This is a genomic window from Aliivibrio wodanis (genome assembly GCF_052920805.1).
The window spans coordinates 2802670-2818295 of record NZ_JBREXA010000002.1; the positions used below are offsets into that span (position 1 = coordinate 2802670).

Here is a 15626-nt window from a genome sequence, read left to right on the forward strand (position 1 = left end):
TTCTCTTACTCTTCTACGTAAAATTTTTGATTGAATTTTAATTTACCGGCGCCTTTGGTATCAGCGGATACATCGATATCAAAGCGAAAGGTTTCTTCGTTAGTGATTGGTAGTTCAGCGATATAGTAAATCGCGTTTTGTTCTTTAATTTCACGGAAGGTTAACGTTTTTGTTTGGCCGAGTAAATTCTTAGCGCTGCCTGTGATTTTTGCAGGAATAGCAGGCTTACCGGCTTGTGATATATCTAACACGCTAATATTAATTAAGGCATTGTAACCTGAGCGTTTTAATTGATAAGCGCGGGCTACTTTTGGGGTAAGAAAGGTTGAGTTAAACGCAGAGTAATGGACCTCTACATTTTTAATTTGTACAAATTGTCCTGCAAAAGTGGGTAAGCTAAAAAGAAATAGGGACAAAAGTAAGATTATTTTTTTCATAACGATCCTCATATAAAAAAGCCGAGGGTTAACTCGGCATTAGTATTATTTTGATGGTAACAGCTGCTTAATTACTTCAGGAATAATTTCTGGTGAATGAATTCGAACTTGCTTGTGACGATTTAGTTCTCCTTTTTCTACCGTAATTTTTCCTTTAGCAACTTTAAACAGTTTGGAGAAGTACTTAATTAAATGTGCGTTTGCCTTTCCATCGACTGGAGGGGCTGTAATCGCTATTTTGAGTTCTTCACCATGTATTCCTACAATTTGATCTCGACTGGCTTTAGGTTGTAAATACAGTCGTAAGATCAAATCATCATTATCATATTTAACTGGCATAGCTAAATTACAAGCTGTACCAAATAGGACCAATTAGATCGCCCATCAAGAAGTTAGCAAATTGAAGTACGATAAATAGCACTAATACGCTTAAATCTAACCCACCCATTTGAGGAAGGATTTTACGAATAGGAGTAAGCATTGGTTCTGTTAATTGATGCATAACGTATTCAATTGGACTGCGACCTTGACTAACCCAGCTCAGAATAGCGCGAACTAATAAGATCCAGAACAACAAACCACCAGCGGCTTTAGCAAGGGCAATTAAACCTATGAATAAAAACTCAGGGCCAAAAGCAACACCGCCTGATACAACTAATTGTAGAGCAACGAACTTCACAACACACAGTACATAAGCAAATAATACAGTGGCTAAGTCTAAGCTACCAATCGATGGGATCACTCGACGTAAAGGAGAGACTATTGGTTGTGTCGCTTTTACGATAAATTGTGAAAATGGATTATAAAAGTCAGCGCGGGCAACTTGTAACCAAATTCGTAGGATCACGACCATGATGTATAAATCAAAAACGGTCGAGATTAAAAAGCTCATTGCATTCATAGTTTATTAACCTTAAAAATCATTGGTTTTGTAAATAGAGTAATTGAGTATAGAGGTTATCTTAAAATAACGATTCCATCTCTTCTGCACGAGAGACTGCGGCTTGCATTGCTTTAGCGACAATATCTTGCAGGTTGTGTTCATTAAACGTGCGTAGTGCTTCTGCAGTAGTACCGCCTTTTGAAGTGACTTGCTCACGCAGTGTTGATAGTTCTGTTTCTGGGTTTGCTACGACCATTTCAGCAGCACCAAGAGCGGCTTGCTGCACTAACAGGCGAGCTGTCTCTTGATCAAAACCTTGTTTAATTGCTTCTGTTTGCATCGCTTCCATAAATAAGAAGAAATACGCTGGAGCACTTCCTGCTGCCGCAATAACAGAGTTAATGCCTGATTCTTTCTCAACCCAACAGACTTCACCAACTGCTGAAAGTAAGTTACCAGCATAGGTTTTGTCTTGTTCTGAGATATGTTCTACTGCAAACAGACCACTCATGCCTTTGCCCACTAATGCAGGAGTATTTGGCATGACTCGAACTAGGTTTAATTCAGTTGCAAACATCTCATTCAAACGTGTAGCAGAAATACCAGCCGCAATAGAAATCACCAGTTTAGTAGAAAAATCGATGCCTTGTAATAGCTCAGCAGCTGTTGCCATTATCTGTGGTTTCACAGCTAGAACTATAACGTCTGCATTTTTAGCCGCAGAAATATTATCAGTAGAAGTATTAATGCCGTAACATTTTTCTAAATGTTCAAGCTTACCAGTACTTGGATTTGTCGCGGTGATTTTTTCTTTAGGGTAACCACTGTTAATCAAGCCGGCAATAATAGAGCGAGTCATGTTGCCCGCACCAATAAAAGCAATATTGCGATGTTCCATTCGTCTTCCTTACTTTATACCTATCGTTATTTTGAGATTGGTATCATTCGAGTTGAGGTTATTATTTATTTTTATAGTCTCTGACACCAAAAATGGCAGTGCCAATTCGAACCATTGTTGAGCCTGCTTCGATGGCAGCATCCATATCACCACTCATCCCCATTGATAGGGTGTCGACTTGAGGATATTGTGCGCGTAATTGGTTTTGAATGGAAGCAAGTTGTGTAAATGCAGCCAGTTGTTCATCGTAATTAGAGACATTCGCAGGGATAGACATCAATCCGCGCAATGTTAGGTTTGGCATCTCATTGATAGCAGCAGCCAGTTCCATCACTTCTTCAGAAGTGGTTCCTGATTTACTCTCTTCTGAGCTGATATTGACCTGAATAAGAACATTTAGTTCACCAAGGTTATCTGGACGTTGCTCATTAAGGCGTTGTGCAATTTTTAGGCGGTCAACAGAATGAACCCAGTCAAAGTGTTCAGCGATAGGGCGGGTTTTATTTGATTGAATTGGACCAATAAAGTGCCACTCTAATTGAATATCAGCATGGTGCTGTTGAAAATATTGAACTTTCTCAACACCTTCTTGCACGTAATTTTCACCAAATGCACGCTGACCAATATTTATTGCTTGTTCGAGCAACTCGATAGGTTTTGTTTTACTTACTGCGAGTAATTGCACCGAATTTGGGCGTCGACCACAGTTTTGAATGCTATTCTCTATCTGAAGAGTGATTTGGTGGATATTTTGTTTGATACTAGTCATAGAAACGATTACCGAGGGAAAATTATGGATATCACAGAACTACTGGACTTTAGTGTAAAACAAAACGCGTCAGATCTACACCTATCAGCTGGAGTTCCTCCTATGGTACGTGTTGACGGTGAAGTTCGTAAACTAACCTTACCGGATTTTACGCACGCAGATGTTCATCGTTTAGTTACCGATATTATGAATGATGCACAGCGTAGTGAGTTTGAAGAAAAATTAGAAGTCGATTTCTCATTTGAGCTACCGAGTGTTGGCCGTTTTCGTGTTAATGCATTTAATCAGTCACGCGGATGCGCTGCTGTTTTTCGTACCATTCCCGTTGATATTCCATCATTAGAGCAATTAGCAGCCCCAGAGATTTTTACAGAGATTGCTAAATATCAAAAAGGGTTAGTATTAATTACCGGGCCAACAGGTTCGGGTAAATCTACAACATTGGCAGCAATGGTTGATTATATTAATGAGAACGATAATAAACATATATTAACCATTGAAGATCCGATTGAGTTTGTTCACAAGAATAAAAAATGTTTGATAAACCAACGTGAAGTTCATCGTGATACGCATAGTTTTAAAGCGGCGTTACGTTCAGCGCTGCGTGAAGATCCCGATGTTATTTTGGTCGGAGAGCTTCGAGATCAAGAAACCATTAGTTTGGCATTAACAGCTGCAGAAACGGGTCACTTGGTTTTTGGTACTTTGCATACCAGTTCAGCAGCTAAAACCATTGACCGTATTATTGATGTGTTTCCTGGTAGTGATAAATCAATGGTTCGCTCCATGTTGTCTGAGTCGTTAAAAGCGGTAGTAGCTCAAACGTTATTAAAACGCATTGGTGGTGGTCGTGTTGCGTGCCATGAAGTGATGATTGCGACACCTGCTATTCGTAACTTAATCCGTGAAGATAAAGTCGCTCAGATGTATTCGATTATTCAAACCGGTTCTTCTTTTGGAATGCAGACAATGGAGCAAAATGCGAAAAAAATTATTGCTCAAGGTATTGTTGATCCAGATGAAGTTACGAAGAAAGTTACGATTACAAATGTGGGTTTTTAATGATGATGCTTAATGAAATACTTAACCAAATGGTTTCTTTAAAAGCTTCTGATATTTATTTGACGGTAGATGCACCGTGTCTGTTGCGTGTTGATGGAGAGCTTCAAGCGTTAGGTAAAAAACAGACTGTAAAGTCTATCACAGCATTACTAGCAGAAATGATGGATGATGAGCGTCATAAAGAATTTAATCAAAAACTAGAAGCTAATTTTGCGATAGTGAAGGATAGTGGTCGTTTCCGTGTCAGCGCATTTTGGCAGCGAGAACAACCAGGTGCTGTGATCCGCCGTATTGAAACTAAGATACCATCAATGGATTCACTGCACCTTCCTGAAATAATGAAAGATTTAGCGGTTACAAAGCGTGGATTGATTTTAGTCGTTGGTGCTACTGGGTCTGGTAAGTCAACCTCTATGGCTGCAATGACTGGGTATCGTAATGATAACCGATCAGGGCATATATTGACGGTCGAAGATCCTATTGAATTTGTACATCCACATAATAAATGCATTGTTACTCAACGTGAAGTTGGGCTAGATACAGAAAGTTACGAAGTTGCCTTAAAAAATTCATTACGACAAGCTCCTGATATGATTTTGATTGGTGAGATTCGAAGTCGAGATACAATGGAATATGCTATGACGTTTGCTGAAACAGGTCATCTTTGTATGGCAACGTTGCATGCAAATAATGCTAACCAAGCGTTGGAACGAATTCTTCATTTAGTCCCAAAAGATCAAAAAGAACAATTTTTGTTTGATCTCTCAATGAATCTTAAAGGGGTTATTGCTCAGCAACTTGTTCCTGATGCTAATGGTAATGGCCGCCATGGTGTTTATGAGGTTTTATTAAATACTCCTCGTATTTCGGATCTGATCCGTCGTGGTGATCTACATGAATTAAAAACAACAATGGCGAAATCTCGTGAATCTGGCATGCAGACGTTTGATCAGTGTTTGTTTGATTTGGTGGTGGCAGGTAAGGTTTCAGAAGATGAAGCGCTGCACAGTGCAGATTCTGCCAATGATTTGAGGTTGATGTTGAAAACAAAGCGAGGAGATTCATTTAGCTCGTCGAAGTTTGATAATGTATCGATTTCATTAGACTAAAAGCGATACGCTTCGCTAACTAGAACGCTACGCTCTAGAAACTATAAGAGCAGTAATACGTAAAATAATTACTGCTCTTAATATCTGCTTTTGATCTTATAGGAGCGAAGCGTTCTAGTACCTAGTTTCTAGATCCACTGACTCTCAAACCAGCTTTCTAAAATAACCACAGCTGACTGACAGTCAATATTACCTTTCGACAATGCTTTATAACCACCGTATTCAAACAGATCAGCGCGAGCTTCTGCAGTTGATAGGCGTTCATCGTGTAATTCAACTTGATTACCAAAACGGCCATGCAGACGGTTCGCAAATTTCTTTGCCTTGGGCGTAATAGTTTCTAGTTCTTTACCGTGAAGATCGGTAGGTAAACCAACAACGATTAAATCTGGTTGCCATTCTTTGATTTGCTTTTCAATATCATCCCAATTAGGGGTGCCATCTTGTGCTTTAAACGCTTTTAATGGACTTGCAGTACCTGTGATCTCTTGGCCAATGGCTGAGCCAATACTTTTGGTGCCAAAATCAAATGCCATAATGGTACGTGAACTCATGCGTGTCCAACCTCGCTGGATAAATTTGCAGGATTAATGCCTAATATTTCGATCGCTTTTCGCCACCGATCAGGGATAGGAGTATCAAAAATAACAGAAGGATCTGCTTCTAGGGTTAACCATGTATTCTCAGATAATTCTTGCTCTAATTGACCTGCATCCCATCCAGAATAACCAAGAGCGACTAAATATTTCTGAGGTTGTTCTTCGGTTCCTAACGTCGCAAGAATATCTTTTGATGTTGTAACATATAACTCATCGGTGACTCGGATACTTGAAGTATAAGTATCTTTTTCTGAATGAAGGACAAAGCCGCGATCATCAGAAACAGGTCCACCATTAAGAACTGGTTGAGTTAATGTCTGTGGGAACACAATTGGAGATGGATTATCTAGTTCAATCTGTTCTAGCATGCCTTTTAATGAAATTGGAACGGTTTCATTAATGCGCAAGCCCATGGTTCCTCCTGAATCATGCTCACAAATGTAGATGACGCTTCGCTGAAAGAAAGGATCTTTCATACTAGGCATTGCGACTAAAAAATGGTTTTTTAAATCCACAGAGCCTCCTAAATAACTTAGTTCGATTGAAGAGGGACAAACCCCCTTCATATCATTTGGATTTACTAAGCGTTAATTTTTCGCTCAATAGCATCCATCAGTTTGCCTGTGATTGAAATATCAAATGCAGCTTCAATTTCTTTGATACAAGTCGGGCTAGTTACGTTGATTTCAGTCAGTTTGTCACCAATAACATCAAGGCCAACAAAAATTAAGCCTTTTTCTTTTAATGTAGGCGCAACGGCATTAGCAATTGCCCAATCCGCTTCACTTAGTGGGCGAGCTTCACCAGTACCGCCCGCGGCTAAGTTACCACGAGTTTCACCTTTAGCAGGAATGCGAGCTAAGCAGTAAGGCATTGGCTCACCATCTACAACAAGAATACGTTTATCACCATTGCTAATATCTGGAACAAATGTTTGTGCCATGCAGTAATTTTGTTCGTGATTAGTCAGTGTCTCAATGATTACTGATACGTTTGGATCGCCTGCTTTTACACGAAAGATTGATGCGCCACCCATACCATCGAGTGGTTTAAGAATGATATCACCGTGCTCTTCGCGGAACGCTTTAATCTTCTCTGCTTTACGAGTGACTAAGGTTGTTGGTGTTAGTTCTGGGAACCAAGCGGTAAACAGTTTTTCATTACAATCACGTAAGCTTTGCGGTTTATTTACGATTAACGCCCCTTGGATTTCAGCGCGTTCAAGAATGTAGGTTGCGTAGATGTACTCTGTATCAAACGGAGGATCTTTACGCATTAATACGGCATCAAGATCGGCAAGGTCAATGGTTTGCTCTGATGTGAATTCGTACCAACTTGTTGGGTCTTCTTTCAGCGTGACAACCTTGGTATCAGCAACTGCTTTACCTTGATCTAGATGTAGGTCAGCCATTTCCATGTAATGGATTTCCCAGCCGCGCTTTTGAGCTTCAAGCATCATGGCAAAGCTAGAGTCTTTCTTGATGTTAATAGACGAGATTGGATCCATTACGATACCGAGTTTGATCATTGTATTTCTCCAGTTAGCCAAGATCGCCAAAACGAACTTGTAGGGCAGTAATTGCGGTAAGCGCTGCGGTTTCGGTTCTAAGAACACGAGGACCAAGCAGAGTTTCTTCAAATTGATATTGTTCAGTCATGTCAATTTCATCAGACGATAAACCACCTTCTGGTCCAATTAACAAGCGAACATTAGTGACTGGTTCTGGCAGTGTGTTGATTGAGTATTTTGCTCTTGGGTGAAGGTTTAGTTTCAAACCTTCATATTTTTCAGCACACCACTCTTCTAATGACATAATCGGACGTATTTCAGGAACGATATTACGGCCAGATTGTTCGCATGCAGCAATCGCAATTTTTTGCCATTGGTCGAGTTTCTTTTCAAAACGTTCTTTATTTAATTTAACACCACAACGCTCTGAAATTAGAGGGGTAATGACATTTACTCCCAATTCCACCGACTTTTGAATGGTGAATTCCATTTTATCACCACGAGAAACCACTTGGCCTAAATGTAAATTTAGCGGTGATTCACTGCTACGCTCAATACGTTCACTGATTTCAACTTCGACACTTTTCTTAGTGGCTGAAGTGATCACTGCTGGAAACTCAGCACCGCTGCCGTCAAACAGTAATACCGACTCGCCTTCTTTCATTCGCATTACGCGACCAACGTGGTTGGCTGCATCATCACTTAAATTAATTTTCCCTTGTGATGGAAGGGCATCTGGATGATGAATTCTAGGTATTCTCATGGTCTACTTTTCTTTAACTATCTTATATTTAAGGATGGAGGTTAAATTGTGCTTTTTCAACCTCTATTTAGAGTCTGTTTAGTTATTTAGTACACGCTTTGTAGACGAATTGATTGTGATTACCTTGGATCTTGGCAATACGCTGATCTCGTTCACATTCCCAAGCAGACACTGGGTATTGTTTATTCCAGGCTTCCATTAGTTGGCGCTGTGCTTTAGATAAGTTAAAGCTATACTCTTTATTCATATACATATAGGTACGAGCAATAGCACCTCGTGATTGTGCTGGTGGCTCAGCTACGCGGCCTTTGAAATCAACTTTAAAGCTACATTGACCATAATTAGCGCCTTTACTGCCATTCCATTGTGAAAAACGAAAGTTAGAACGGTCGCCATTCACTTCACCAATGGCTGGTACTAGATTGTGTAAGTCAGCCTCCATCATTTTAAATTTTTTGTCATTTTTGGTGCAATTCTTACGTCCGCCATCTTGCCAGCATTGGCGTTGATGGCCAAATTGCCAAGCAGGGACTACGTGCTCCCATTCAATGCGACTGGCGCGTTTTTCTTGTTTTCGTACTTCATAGCCACAGCTTTCTAGATCAGGAATGCCTTTCTTTTTATCTTTCCATGTAATGTCGCAACCACAATAGAAAGAGCTGGGGTGATCAAGATAGATTTTCACAGCTAATTTTTTAGCTTTAGAGAATGAAGAGGGAGGTGCTGAAAGTGCGTTAAAGCTAAAACTGACAGCAATGATGCTGATAACTAAGCGGATTAATTTCATGATAAACCTACTGATTATTGTATTAATACAGTAAGAGTAGCTTATTGTTAAAACGCTTTATAGATAAATACGATAATAGATCTTATTGGGGGTTTATTGTGTCTTTTTAGAGAGCTTTAATGGAGATTTGCAATCCTTACAAAGGTACTTTGTTTCTTTACGTTGTACCCGGTTATGGCGACGAACAGTAAGTTCATGAGTGGTGCATTTACAGCGATATGGGAAAGTATTCCCTTTTACTGAATCAACGCTAAAGCTGTGTGTTGTTCGAGCTGGTAAGTTGAATACTTGATTCATTACTCCTTGCCACTCTTTTCCATGCGGGCGAACTCGACCGTATAATTTGAAAGTGATTAAGTGTGCGATTTCATGAGGGATCACCTCATTAATAAAGGTGTGGTTATTTTCTTCTAACAGAACGGGATTAATACGTATTTCCCATCCTTGCAAGCGAGCTGTTCCTGCGATTTTTCCACGTTGAGTAAAATTGATTTCTGGTAGAGAAAATGGGCGATTAAAAAAAGTAGATGCTTGTTGGATACACTGCTGTGCTTTGGCGATTGAAGCTTGTTGAAGTGAGGTCATTGAATCTCTTTAAATTGTGAATAATTAAGATAGGCTTGAATTAGATTACCGTAATATATAACAAGAGATATGGGGCTGAAAAACAAAAAAGGAAGCCGAAGCTTCCTCTTTTATGAGTAATTTAAACAATAAATTACTTGATACCTGCGAAATCACGAAGGATTTCAGCTTTATCTGTCGCTTCCCAAGGGAACTCTTCACGACCGAAGTGACCGTATGCTGCCGTCTTCTTGTAGATAGGTTGAAGAAGGTTAAGCATTTCTTGTAGACCATATGGACGTAGGTCAAAGTGCTGACGAACCGCTTCAATGATGATGTCGTGAGATACTTTTTCAGTACCAAACGTTTCAACCATGATTGATGTTGGATCTGCAATACCGATAGCGTATGAAAGTTGAATTTCACAACGATCAGCCATGCCAGCTGCAACGATATTTTTCGCTACATAACGTGCAGCGTATGCTGCTGAGCGGTCAACTTTTGATGGATCTTTACCAGAGAATGCACCACCACCGTGACGAGCTGCGCCGCCGTAAGTATCTACGATGATTTTACGACCAGTAAGGCCACAGTCACCCATTGGGCCACCGATAACAAAACGACCTGTTGGGTTAATAAAGAAGTTAGTGTCTTTATTTAGCCATTCTTGAGGAAGTACAGGTTTGATGATCTCTTCCATTACCGCTTCACGAAGATCTGCAGTTGTTACAGAATCACTGTGTTGAGTTGAAAGAACAACAGCATCAATACCAACAATTTTACCTTGGTCGTATTGGAAAGTTACTTGAGATTTTGCATCTGGACGTAAGAAGTCCAGTTTTCCGCTTTTACGTACTTCTGCTTGTTTTTGAACAAGTAGATGAGAGTAAGTAATTGGAGCGGGCATTAAAATTGGAGTTTCGTTTGTCGCGTAACCAAACATGATGCCTTGATCACCCAGCACCTTGCTCTTTAGGGTCAGCTTTATCAACACCTTGGTTGATGTCTGGAGATTGCTTACCAATAGTATTTAATACAGCACAAGAGTTTGCATCAAAGCCCATGTCTGAATGAACATAACCAATTTCACGAACGGTTTCACGAGTGATTTCTTCGATATCAACCCATGCAGAAGTTGTTACTTCACCACCGACCATAACCATGCCAGTTTTTACGTACGTTTCACAAGCAACACGTGCTTTTGGATCTTGCTCTAAGATCGCATCAAGTACAGCATCTGAAATTTGGTCTGCAATTTTATCTGGGTGACCTTCTGATACTGACTCAGAGGTAAATAGGTGCTTAGCCATGATGAGCTCCACTTCTATAGGTAATAAATTTTAAGAAAATACCCACAGTATATATAAGTCTATACGTTTAACAGTGTAGGTGTTCTTCCATCTAGACGTCCATAATAACGCAAAGTTGGTTAATTACAACTCATTTTACTAAAGTACTAAGATATATGTCATAACCAATCGTTTGCGTTAGAAGAGGATAATTGTCTATAAAAATACAGTTTTCTTTCAAAATCGTGAAAAAAAGCCTCTTATTTATTAAGTAATCGTTTGCAGTGCTGATAAGCCTTTGCGACAATATGGCGCTGCAAATTTAAGTTAATCCATATTTATGGATAACTAATCAAGAGTTAACTAGCTCAATAAACATATAGTCCTTCGAATTTTCAGGAGCAGGCATGTCTTCACGTAAACATCTAGCAAATGCAATCCGCGCTTTAAGCATGGATGGTGTTCAACAAGCAAATTCTGGTCACCCAGGCGCACCTATGGGTATGGCAGACATCGCTGAAGTATTATGGCGTAGCCACTTAAATCACAACCCACAAAACCCAGAGTGGGCAGATCGTGACCGTTTCATTCTTTCGAATGGCCACGGTTCTATGCTGATTTATTCTCTGCTTCACCTTTCAGGTTACGACCTGTCTATCGAAGATTTAAAGAACTTCCGTCAACTGCATTCTAAAACTCCAGGTCACCCTGAATACGGCTATGCACCTGGCATTGAAACAACAACTGGTCCATTAGGGCAAGGCATCACTAACGGTGTTGGTATGGCGATGGCTGAAAAAGCATTGGCAGCACAATTTAACCGTGAAGGTCACGATATCGTTGACCACAACACATACGTGTTTATGGGCGATGGCTGTCTAATGGAAGGTATCTCTCACGAAGCATGCTCTCTAGCGGGTACATTAGGTCTTGGTAAGCTGGTTGCTTTCTGGGATGATAACGGTATTTCTATCGATGGTGAAGTTGAGGGTTGGTTCTCTGACGATACACCTAAACGTTTTGAAGCGTACGGTTGGCACGTAATTCCAGCTGTAGATGGTCACGATGCTGACGCAATCAATGCAGCGATCGTAGCAGCAAAAGCGGATCCTCGTCCTACTTTGATCTGTACTAAAACTATCATTGGTTTTGGTTCTCCAAACAAAGAAGGTACGCACGATTGTCATGGTGCTCCACTAGGTGCTGATGAAATCGCAGCAACTAAAGCGAAGCTTGGCTGGGAGCATGGTGCATTTGAAATTCCTGCCGATGTTTACGGCGAGTGGGATGCAAAAGAAGCAGGAACAGCAAAAGAAGCATCTTGGAATGCGAAATTTGATGCATACGCAGCAGCGCACCCAGAACTGGCAGCTGAATATAAGCGTCGTGTAAACGGTGGCCTACCTGCTGAGTGGGAAGAGAAGACAAATGCAATCATTGCAGATCTTCAAGCAAACCCTGCAAACATTGCATCACGTAAAGCATCTCAAAATGCACTAGAAGCGTTTGGTGCTATGCTACCTGAGTTCATGGGTGGCTCTGCTGACCTTGCACCATCTAACTTGACCATGTGGTCTGGTTCTAAATCTCTAACGGCTGAAGATTTCTCTGGCAACTACATTCACTACGGTGTTCGTGAGTTTGCTATGACAGCTATCATGAATGGTATTGCTCTGCACGGTGGTTTCGTACCATACGGCGCAACGTTCCTAATGTTCATGGAATACGCGCGTAATGCTATGCGTATGGCTGCACTGATGAAAATTCAGAATATCCAAGTCTACACACATGACTCTATCGGTCTTGGCGAAGATGGTCCAACTCACCAACCGGTTGAGCAGATCGCTTCTCTACGTCTAACGCCAAACATGAGCACATGGCGCCCATGTGACCAAGTTGAATCTGCTGTTTCTTGGAAGCTAGCAATTGAACGTCGTGATGGCCCATCAGCACTAATCTTCTCTCGTCAAAATCTTGCACAACAAGATCGTAACGCAGAGCAAGTGGCTAATATCGCTAAGGGTGGTTACATCCTGAAAGATTGCGAAGGCCAACCAGAGCTTATCCTTATCGCTACAGGTTCAGAAGTTGAACTAGCGGTTGAAGCAGCAGCTCAACTGTCTGCAGACGGTAAAGCTGTACGTGTTGTATCTATGCCATCTACTGATGCATTTGATAAGCAAGACGAAGCGTACCGTGAAGCGGTTTTACCATCATCAGTAACTAAGCGTATCGCTGTTGAAGCCGGTATTGCTGATTTCTGGTACAAGTACGTTGGTTTCGGTGGCAAGATCATTGGTATGACAACGTTTGGTGAATCAGCGCCTGCTGACGAGCTATTCAAAATGTTTGGTTTCACTACTGAAAATGTAGTAAACACAGCAAAAGAGCTTTTAGCTTAATCAAAAGTCATTTGCTTAATAAAAGTGAATAACTAAATAAAAAGCGAAGTTATCGAAAGATGGCTTCGCTTTTTTGATCCTTTAAGAAAAAAGCGAAAAGAGTACAATAGACGACAAATAAATCTGAGTGAATGGAATTATGTTAAGAGTGGCGATAAATGGATTTGGCCGAATTGGTCGCAGTGTTCTTCGTGCTTTATATGAAAGCGGAAAGCGTGATCAAATAGAAATCGTTGCAGTGAATGAACTGTCACAACCAGAAGGGATGGCACACCTTCTTCAATACGACTCTACCCACGGACGCTTTCAGCATAAAGTCACTCATGATCAAGAATATCTTTATATCGACTTACCTGATGGCACTCAAGATAAAGTACGGATCCTGCATCAAGCCGATATTACACTTTTACCGTGGCATTCATTAGATGTCGATTTAGTCTTAGATTGCACTGGTGTTTATGGTTCAAAAGCGGATGGTGAGAAACATATTGAAGCGGGAGCTAAAAAGGTTCTCTTTTCGCATCCTGGTAGTAGCGATTTAGATAACACTATCATTTATGGTGTCAATCATGACACTTTGCTGCCAGAACATAGAATTGTCTCCAATGGTTCATGTACTACAAACTGTATTATTCCAGTTATTAAAGCGATAGATGATGCGTTTGGGATTGACTCTGGAACCATTACAACCATCCACTCATCCATGAATGATCAACAAGTGATTGATGCTTATCACCCTGACTTACGCCGAACTCGTGCGGCAAGTCAGTCTATTATTCCTGTTGATACTAAGTTGCATAAAGGTATTGAACGTATTTTTCCGAAATTTTCTAACAAATTTGAAGCTATTTCCGTGAGAGTCCCTACGGTAAACGTCACTGCGATGGATTTAAGTGTAACAATTAATACAAATGTGAAAGTTAATGACATAAATCAAACCATTGTTAATGCATCTCGGTGTACATTACATAACATTGTTGACTATACTGAAGCGCCGCTTGTTTCTATCGACTTTAATCATGATCCTCACAGCGCCATTGTCGATGGTTCACAAACAAGAGTAAGTAATGGGCATTTAGTAAAAATGTTAGTTTGGTGCGATAACGAATGGGGATTTGCGAATCGGATGTTAGACACCGCATTGGCAATGCAAAAATAAAAGCTGTAATCAAAAAATTGTGATGGAAAGAGAAAAAAGATTAATTTTCACCTTGAAAAAAGTGAACTCCATCCCTATTTATTGAATAATGCAGTAAGAATTTAATCGGTTTGGCAATGATGCCGAGCTTGAAAACTTTTTATTATTTAATTGAGAGGACACAACATGTCTGTAATCAAGATGACTGACCTGGAACTTGCAGGTAAACGCGTATTTATCCGTGCTGACCTAAACGTACCAGTTAAAGATGGTAAAGTAACTTCTGATGCTCGTATCCTAGCATCTCTACCAACTATCAAGCTTTGCTTGGAAGCTGGCGCTAAAGTAATGGTTACTTCTCACCTAGGTCGTCCAACGGAAGGCGAGTACAACGAAGAGTTCTCTCTAGCTCCTGTAGTTAACTACTTAAATGACGCACTAGATTGTGACGTTAAACTAGCTAAAGACTACCTAGATGGTCTTGAATTAAACGCTGGTGAGTTAGTTGTTCTTGAAAACGTTCGCTTTAACAAAGGCGAGAAAAAGAACGAAGAAGCGCTTTCTAAGCAATACGCTGCACTATGTGACATCTTCGTGATGGACGCATTTGGTACTGCTCACCGTGCTCAAGCGTCAACTCACGGTGTTGGCATGAACGCTCCTGTAGCATGTGCTGGTCCTCTTCTAGCTGCTGAACTTGAAGCTCTAGGCAAAGCAATGGACAATCCTGCTCGTCCATTAGTTGCTATCGTTGGTGGTTCTAAAGTATCAACTAAACTGACAGTTCTTGAGTCTCTATCTAAAATCGCTGACCAACTTGTTGTTGGTGGTGGTATCGCGAATACATTCATCGCTGCTGAAGGTCACAACGTAGGTAAGTCTTTATACGAAGCTGATCTAGTTGAAACGGCTAAAAAACTGATGGTTGAGTGTTCAATCCCTGTTGCTACAGATGTTGCGTGTGCAAAAGCATTTGATGAAAACGCTGAAGCTGAAATCAAAAACGTTGCAGACGTTCAAGATGACGACATGATCTTCGATCTTGGCCCTGATTCAACAGCAGTTCTTGCTGACATCATTAAGAATGCAAAAACAATTCTTTGGAATGGCCCAGTTGGCGTATTTGAATTCAAAAACTTTGAAGCAGGTACAGCCGGCATTTCTAAAGCAATCGCTGATTCTGAAGGTTTCTCTGTAGCAGGTGGTGGTGATACGCTAGCAGCTATCGATAAATTCGGTATTAAAGCAGATGTTTCTTACATCTCTACAGGTGGTGGTGCATTCCTTGAGTTTGTTGAAGGTAAAGTACTCCCAGCAGTAGCAATGCTTGAAGAGCGTGCTAAAGCATAATTATTTAGAAAGCGGGAATTTAACATTCCCGTTTTTTACGTTTGTTGATGGCAATGTTTATTGATA

General features: G+C 40.6%; 16 protein-coding genes and 1 pseudogene. 5 read left to right on the forward strand and 12 right to left on the reverse strand.

Annotated features, from left to right (window positions below; all coding sequences use genetic code 11):
• Positions 1–5 precede the first annotated feature (5 nt).
• From ACU5DF_RS21060 to ACU5DF_RS21080, 5 genes are all read right to left on the reverse strand, one after another.
• Positions 6–437, reverse strand: coding sequence for a DUF4426 domain-containing protein (locus ACU5DF_RS21060; protein ID WP_122036611.1), 432 nt, complete (start codon positions 435–437; stop codon positions 6–8).
• 45 nt (positions 438–482) lie between these two features.
• On the reverse strand, positions 483–776 hold the full coding sequence (gene yggU / locus ACU5DF_RS21065) for a DUF167 family protein YggU (RefSeq protein ID WP_060992746.1): 294 nt from the start codon (positions 774–776) through the stop codon (positions 483–485).
• A gap of 7 nt (positions 777–783) precedes the next feature.
• Positions 784–1338 carry a YggT family protein gene (locus ACU5DF_RS21070; RefSeq protein WP_045102889.1) on the reverse strand — a complete coding sequence of 185 codons (555 nt, stop codon included), beginning with the start codon at positions 1336–1338 and terminating at the stop codon, positions 784–786.
• 61 nt (positions 1339–1399) lie between these two features.
• On the reverse strand, positions 1400–2218 hold the full coding sequence (proC, locus tag ACU5DF_RS21075) for a pyrroline-5-carboxylate reductase (RefSeq protein ID WP_446714055.1): 819 nt from the start codon (positions 2216–2218) through the stop codon (positions 1400–1402).
• 61 nt (positions 2219–2279) lie between these two features.
• The gene (locus tag ACU5DF_RS21080; protein WP_446714056.1) at positions 2280–2987 is read right to left on the reverse strand and encodes a YggS family pyridoxal phosphate-dependent enzyme; all 708 of its coding nucleotides are present in this window, start codon (positions 2985–2987) and stop codon (positions 2280–2282) included.
• A 24-nt stretch (positions 2988–3011) separates the two neighbouring features.
• On the opposite strand from ACU5DF_RS21080, the gene ACU5DF_RS21085 reads away from it, so the two are divergent.
• Positions 3012–4049, forward strand: a complete 1038-nt coding sequence (locus ACU5DF_RS21085; protein ID WP_446714057.1) for a type IV pilus twitching motility protein PilT — start codon at positions 3012–3014, stop codon at positions 4047–4049.
• A 2-nt stretch (positions 4050–4051) separates the two neighbouring features.
• Entirely contained in the window at positions 4052–5158 is a 1107-nt protein-coding gene (locus tag ACU5DF_RS21090; RefSeq protein WP_446714286.1) for a PilT/PilU family type 4a pilus ATPase, read from the forward strand.
• A 128-nt stretch (positions 5159–5286) separates the two neighbouring features.
• Here the strand turns inward: ACU5DF_RS21090 and ruvX are convergent, their stop codons facing one another.
• The 7 genes and pseudogenes from ruvX to metK all read right to left on the reverse strand — a co-directional run bounded on the left by ruvX (position 5287) and on the right by metK (position 10691).
• A complete protein-coding gene (gene ruvX, locus ACU5DF_RS21095; RefSeq protein ID WP_446714058.1) occupies positions 5287–5712 on the reverse strand; it encodes a Holliday junction resolvase RuvX in 426 nt (141 codons plus the stop codon).
• On the reverse strand, positions 5709–6272 hold the full coding sequence (locus ACU5DF_RS21100) for a YqgE/AlgH family protein (RefSeq protein ID WP_446714059.1): 564 nt from the start codon (positions 6270–6272) through the stop codon (positions 5709–5711). The genes ruvX and ACU5DF_RS21100 overlap by 4 nt, the downstream gene beginning before the upstream one ends.
• Before the next feature lie 65 nt (positions 6273–6337).
• On the reverse strand, positions 6338–7285 hold the full coding sequence (gene gshB, locus ACU5DF_RS21105) for a glutathione synthase (protein ID WP_446714060.1): 948 nt from the start codon (positions 7283–7285) through the stop codon (positions 6338–6340).
• A gap of 13 nt (positions 7286–7298) precedes the next feature.
• Positions 7299–8030, reverse strand: a complete 732-nt coding sequence (rsmE, locus tag ACU5DF_RS21110; protein ID WP_446714061.1) for a 16S rRNA (uracil(1498)-N(3))-methyltransferase — start codon at positions 8028–8030, stop codon at positions 7299–7301.
• Positions 8031–8112: 82 nt separating this feature from the next.
• Positions 8113–8817 (reverse strand): deoxyribonuclease I, encoded by a 705-nt coding sequence (gene endA / locus ACU5DF_RS21115; RefSeq protein ID WP_446714062.1) that lies wholly within the window; start codon positions 8815–8817, stop codon positions 8113–8115.
• A 93-nt stretch (positions 8818–8910) separates the two neighbouring features.
• Positions 8911–9402, reverse strand: coding sequence for a SprT family zinc-dependent metalloprotease (locus tag ACU5DF_RS21120; protein ID WP_446714063.1), 492 nt, complete (start codon positions 9400–9402; stop codon positions 8911–8913).
• A 133-nt stretch (positions 9403–9535) separates the two neighbouring features.
• A pseudogene (gene metK, locus ACU5DF_RS21125) lies at positions 9536–10691 on the reverse strand (methionine adenosyltransferase).
• A gap of 386 nt (positions 10692–11077) precedes the next feature.
• Between metK and tkt the strand changes: the two are divergent.
• From tkt to ACU5DF_RS21140, 3 genes are all read left to right on the forward strand, one after another.
• Positions 11078–13072, forward strand: coding sequence for a transketolase (tkt, locus tag ACU5DF_RS21130; protein ID WP_446714064.1), 1995 nt, complete (start codon positions 11078–11080; stop codon positions 13070–13072).
• A 139-nt stretch (positions 13073–13211) separates the two neighbouring features.
• Positions 13212–14231, forward strand: a complete 1020-nt coding sequence (epd, locus tag ACU5DF_RS21135) for an erythrose-4-phosphate dehydrogenase (RefSeq protein ID WP_446714287.1) — start codon at positions 13212–13214, stop codon at positions 14229–14231.
• Positions 14232–14396: 165 nt separating this feature from the next.
• The gene (locus tag ACU5DF_RS21140; protein WP_045102876.1) at positions 14397–15560 is read left to right on the forward strand and encodes a phosphoglycerate kinase; all 1164 of its coding nucleotides are present in this window, start codon (positions 14397–14399) and stop codon (positions 15558–15560) included.
• Positions 15561–15626 lie beyond the last annotated feature (66 nt).

Coding starts and splice junctions, on each gene's coding strand:
- ACU5DF_RS21120 (WP_446714063.1), bottom strand. CDS start 9,402: ATGACCTCACTTCAACAAGCTTCAATCGCCAAAGCACAGCAGTGTATC.
- ACU5DF_RS21080 (WP_446714056.1), bottom strand. CDS start 2,987: ATGACTAGTATCAAACAAAATATCCACCAAATCACTCTTCAGATAGAG.
- ACU5DF_RS21070 (WP_045102889.1), bottom strand. CDS start 1,338: ATGAATGCAATGAGCTTTTTAATCTCGACCGTTTTTGATTTATACATC.
- ACU5DF_RS21060 (WP_122036611.1), bottom strand. CDS start 437: ATGAAAAAAATAATCTTACTTTTGTCCCTATTTCTTTTTAGCTTACCC.
- tkt (WP_446714064.1), top strand. CDS start 11,078: ATGTCTTCACGTAAACATCTAGCAAATGCAATCCGCGCTTTAAGCATG.
- yggU (WP_060992746.1), bottom strand. CDS start 776: ATGCCAGTTAAATATGATAATGATGATTTGATCTTACGACTGTATTTA.
- ACU5DF_RS21090 (WP_446714286.1), top strand. CDS start 4,052: ATGATGCTTAATGAAATACTTAACCAAATGGTTTCTTTAAAAGCTTCT.
- ACU5DF_RS21085 (WP_446714057.1), top strand. CDS start 3,012: ATGGATATCACAGAACTACTGGACTTTAGTGTAAAACAAAACGCGTCA.
- proC (WP_446714055.1), bottom strand. CDS start 2,218: ATGGAACATCGCAATATTGCTTTTATTGGTGCGGGCAACATGACTCGC.
- ruvX (WP_446714058.1), bottom strand. CDS start 5,712: ATGAGTTCACGTACCATTATGGCATTTGATTTTGGCACCAAAAGTATT.
- gshB (WP_446714060.1), bottom strand. CDS start 7,285: ATGATCAAACTCGGTATCGTAATGGATCCAATCTCGTCTATTAACATC.
- rsmE (WP_446714061.1), bottom strand. CDS start 8,030: ATGAGAATACCTAGAATTCATCATCCAGATGCCCTTCCATCACAAGGG.
- endA (WP_446714062.1), bottom strand. CDS start 8,817: ATGAAATTAATCCGCTTAGTTATCAGCATCATTGCTGTCAGTTTTAGC.
- ACU5DF_RS21140 (WP_045102876.1), top strand. CDS start 14,397: ATGTCTGTAATCAAGATGACTGACCTGGAACTTGCAGGTAAACGCGTA.
- epd (WP_446714287.1), top strand. CDS start 13,212: ATGTTAAGAGTGGCGATAAATGGATTTGGCCGAATTGGTCGCAGTGTT.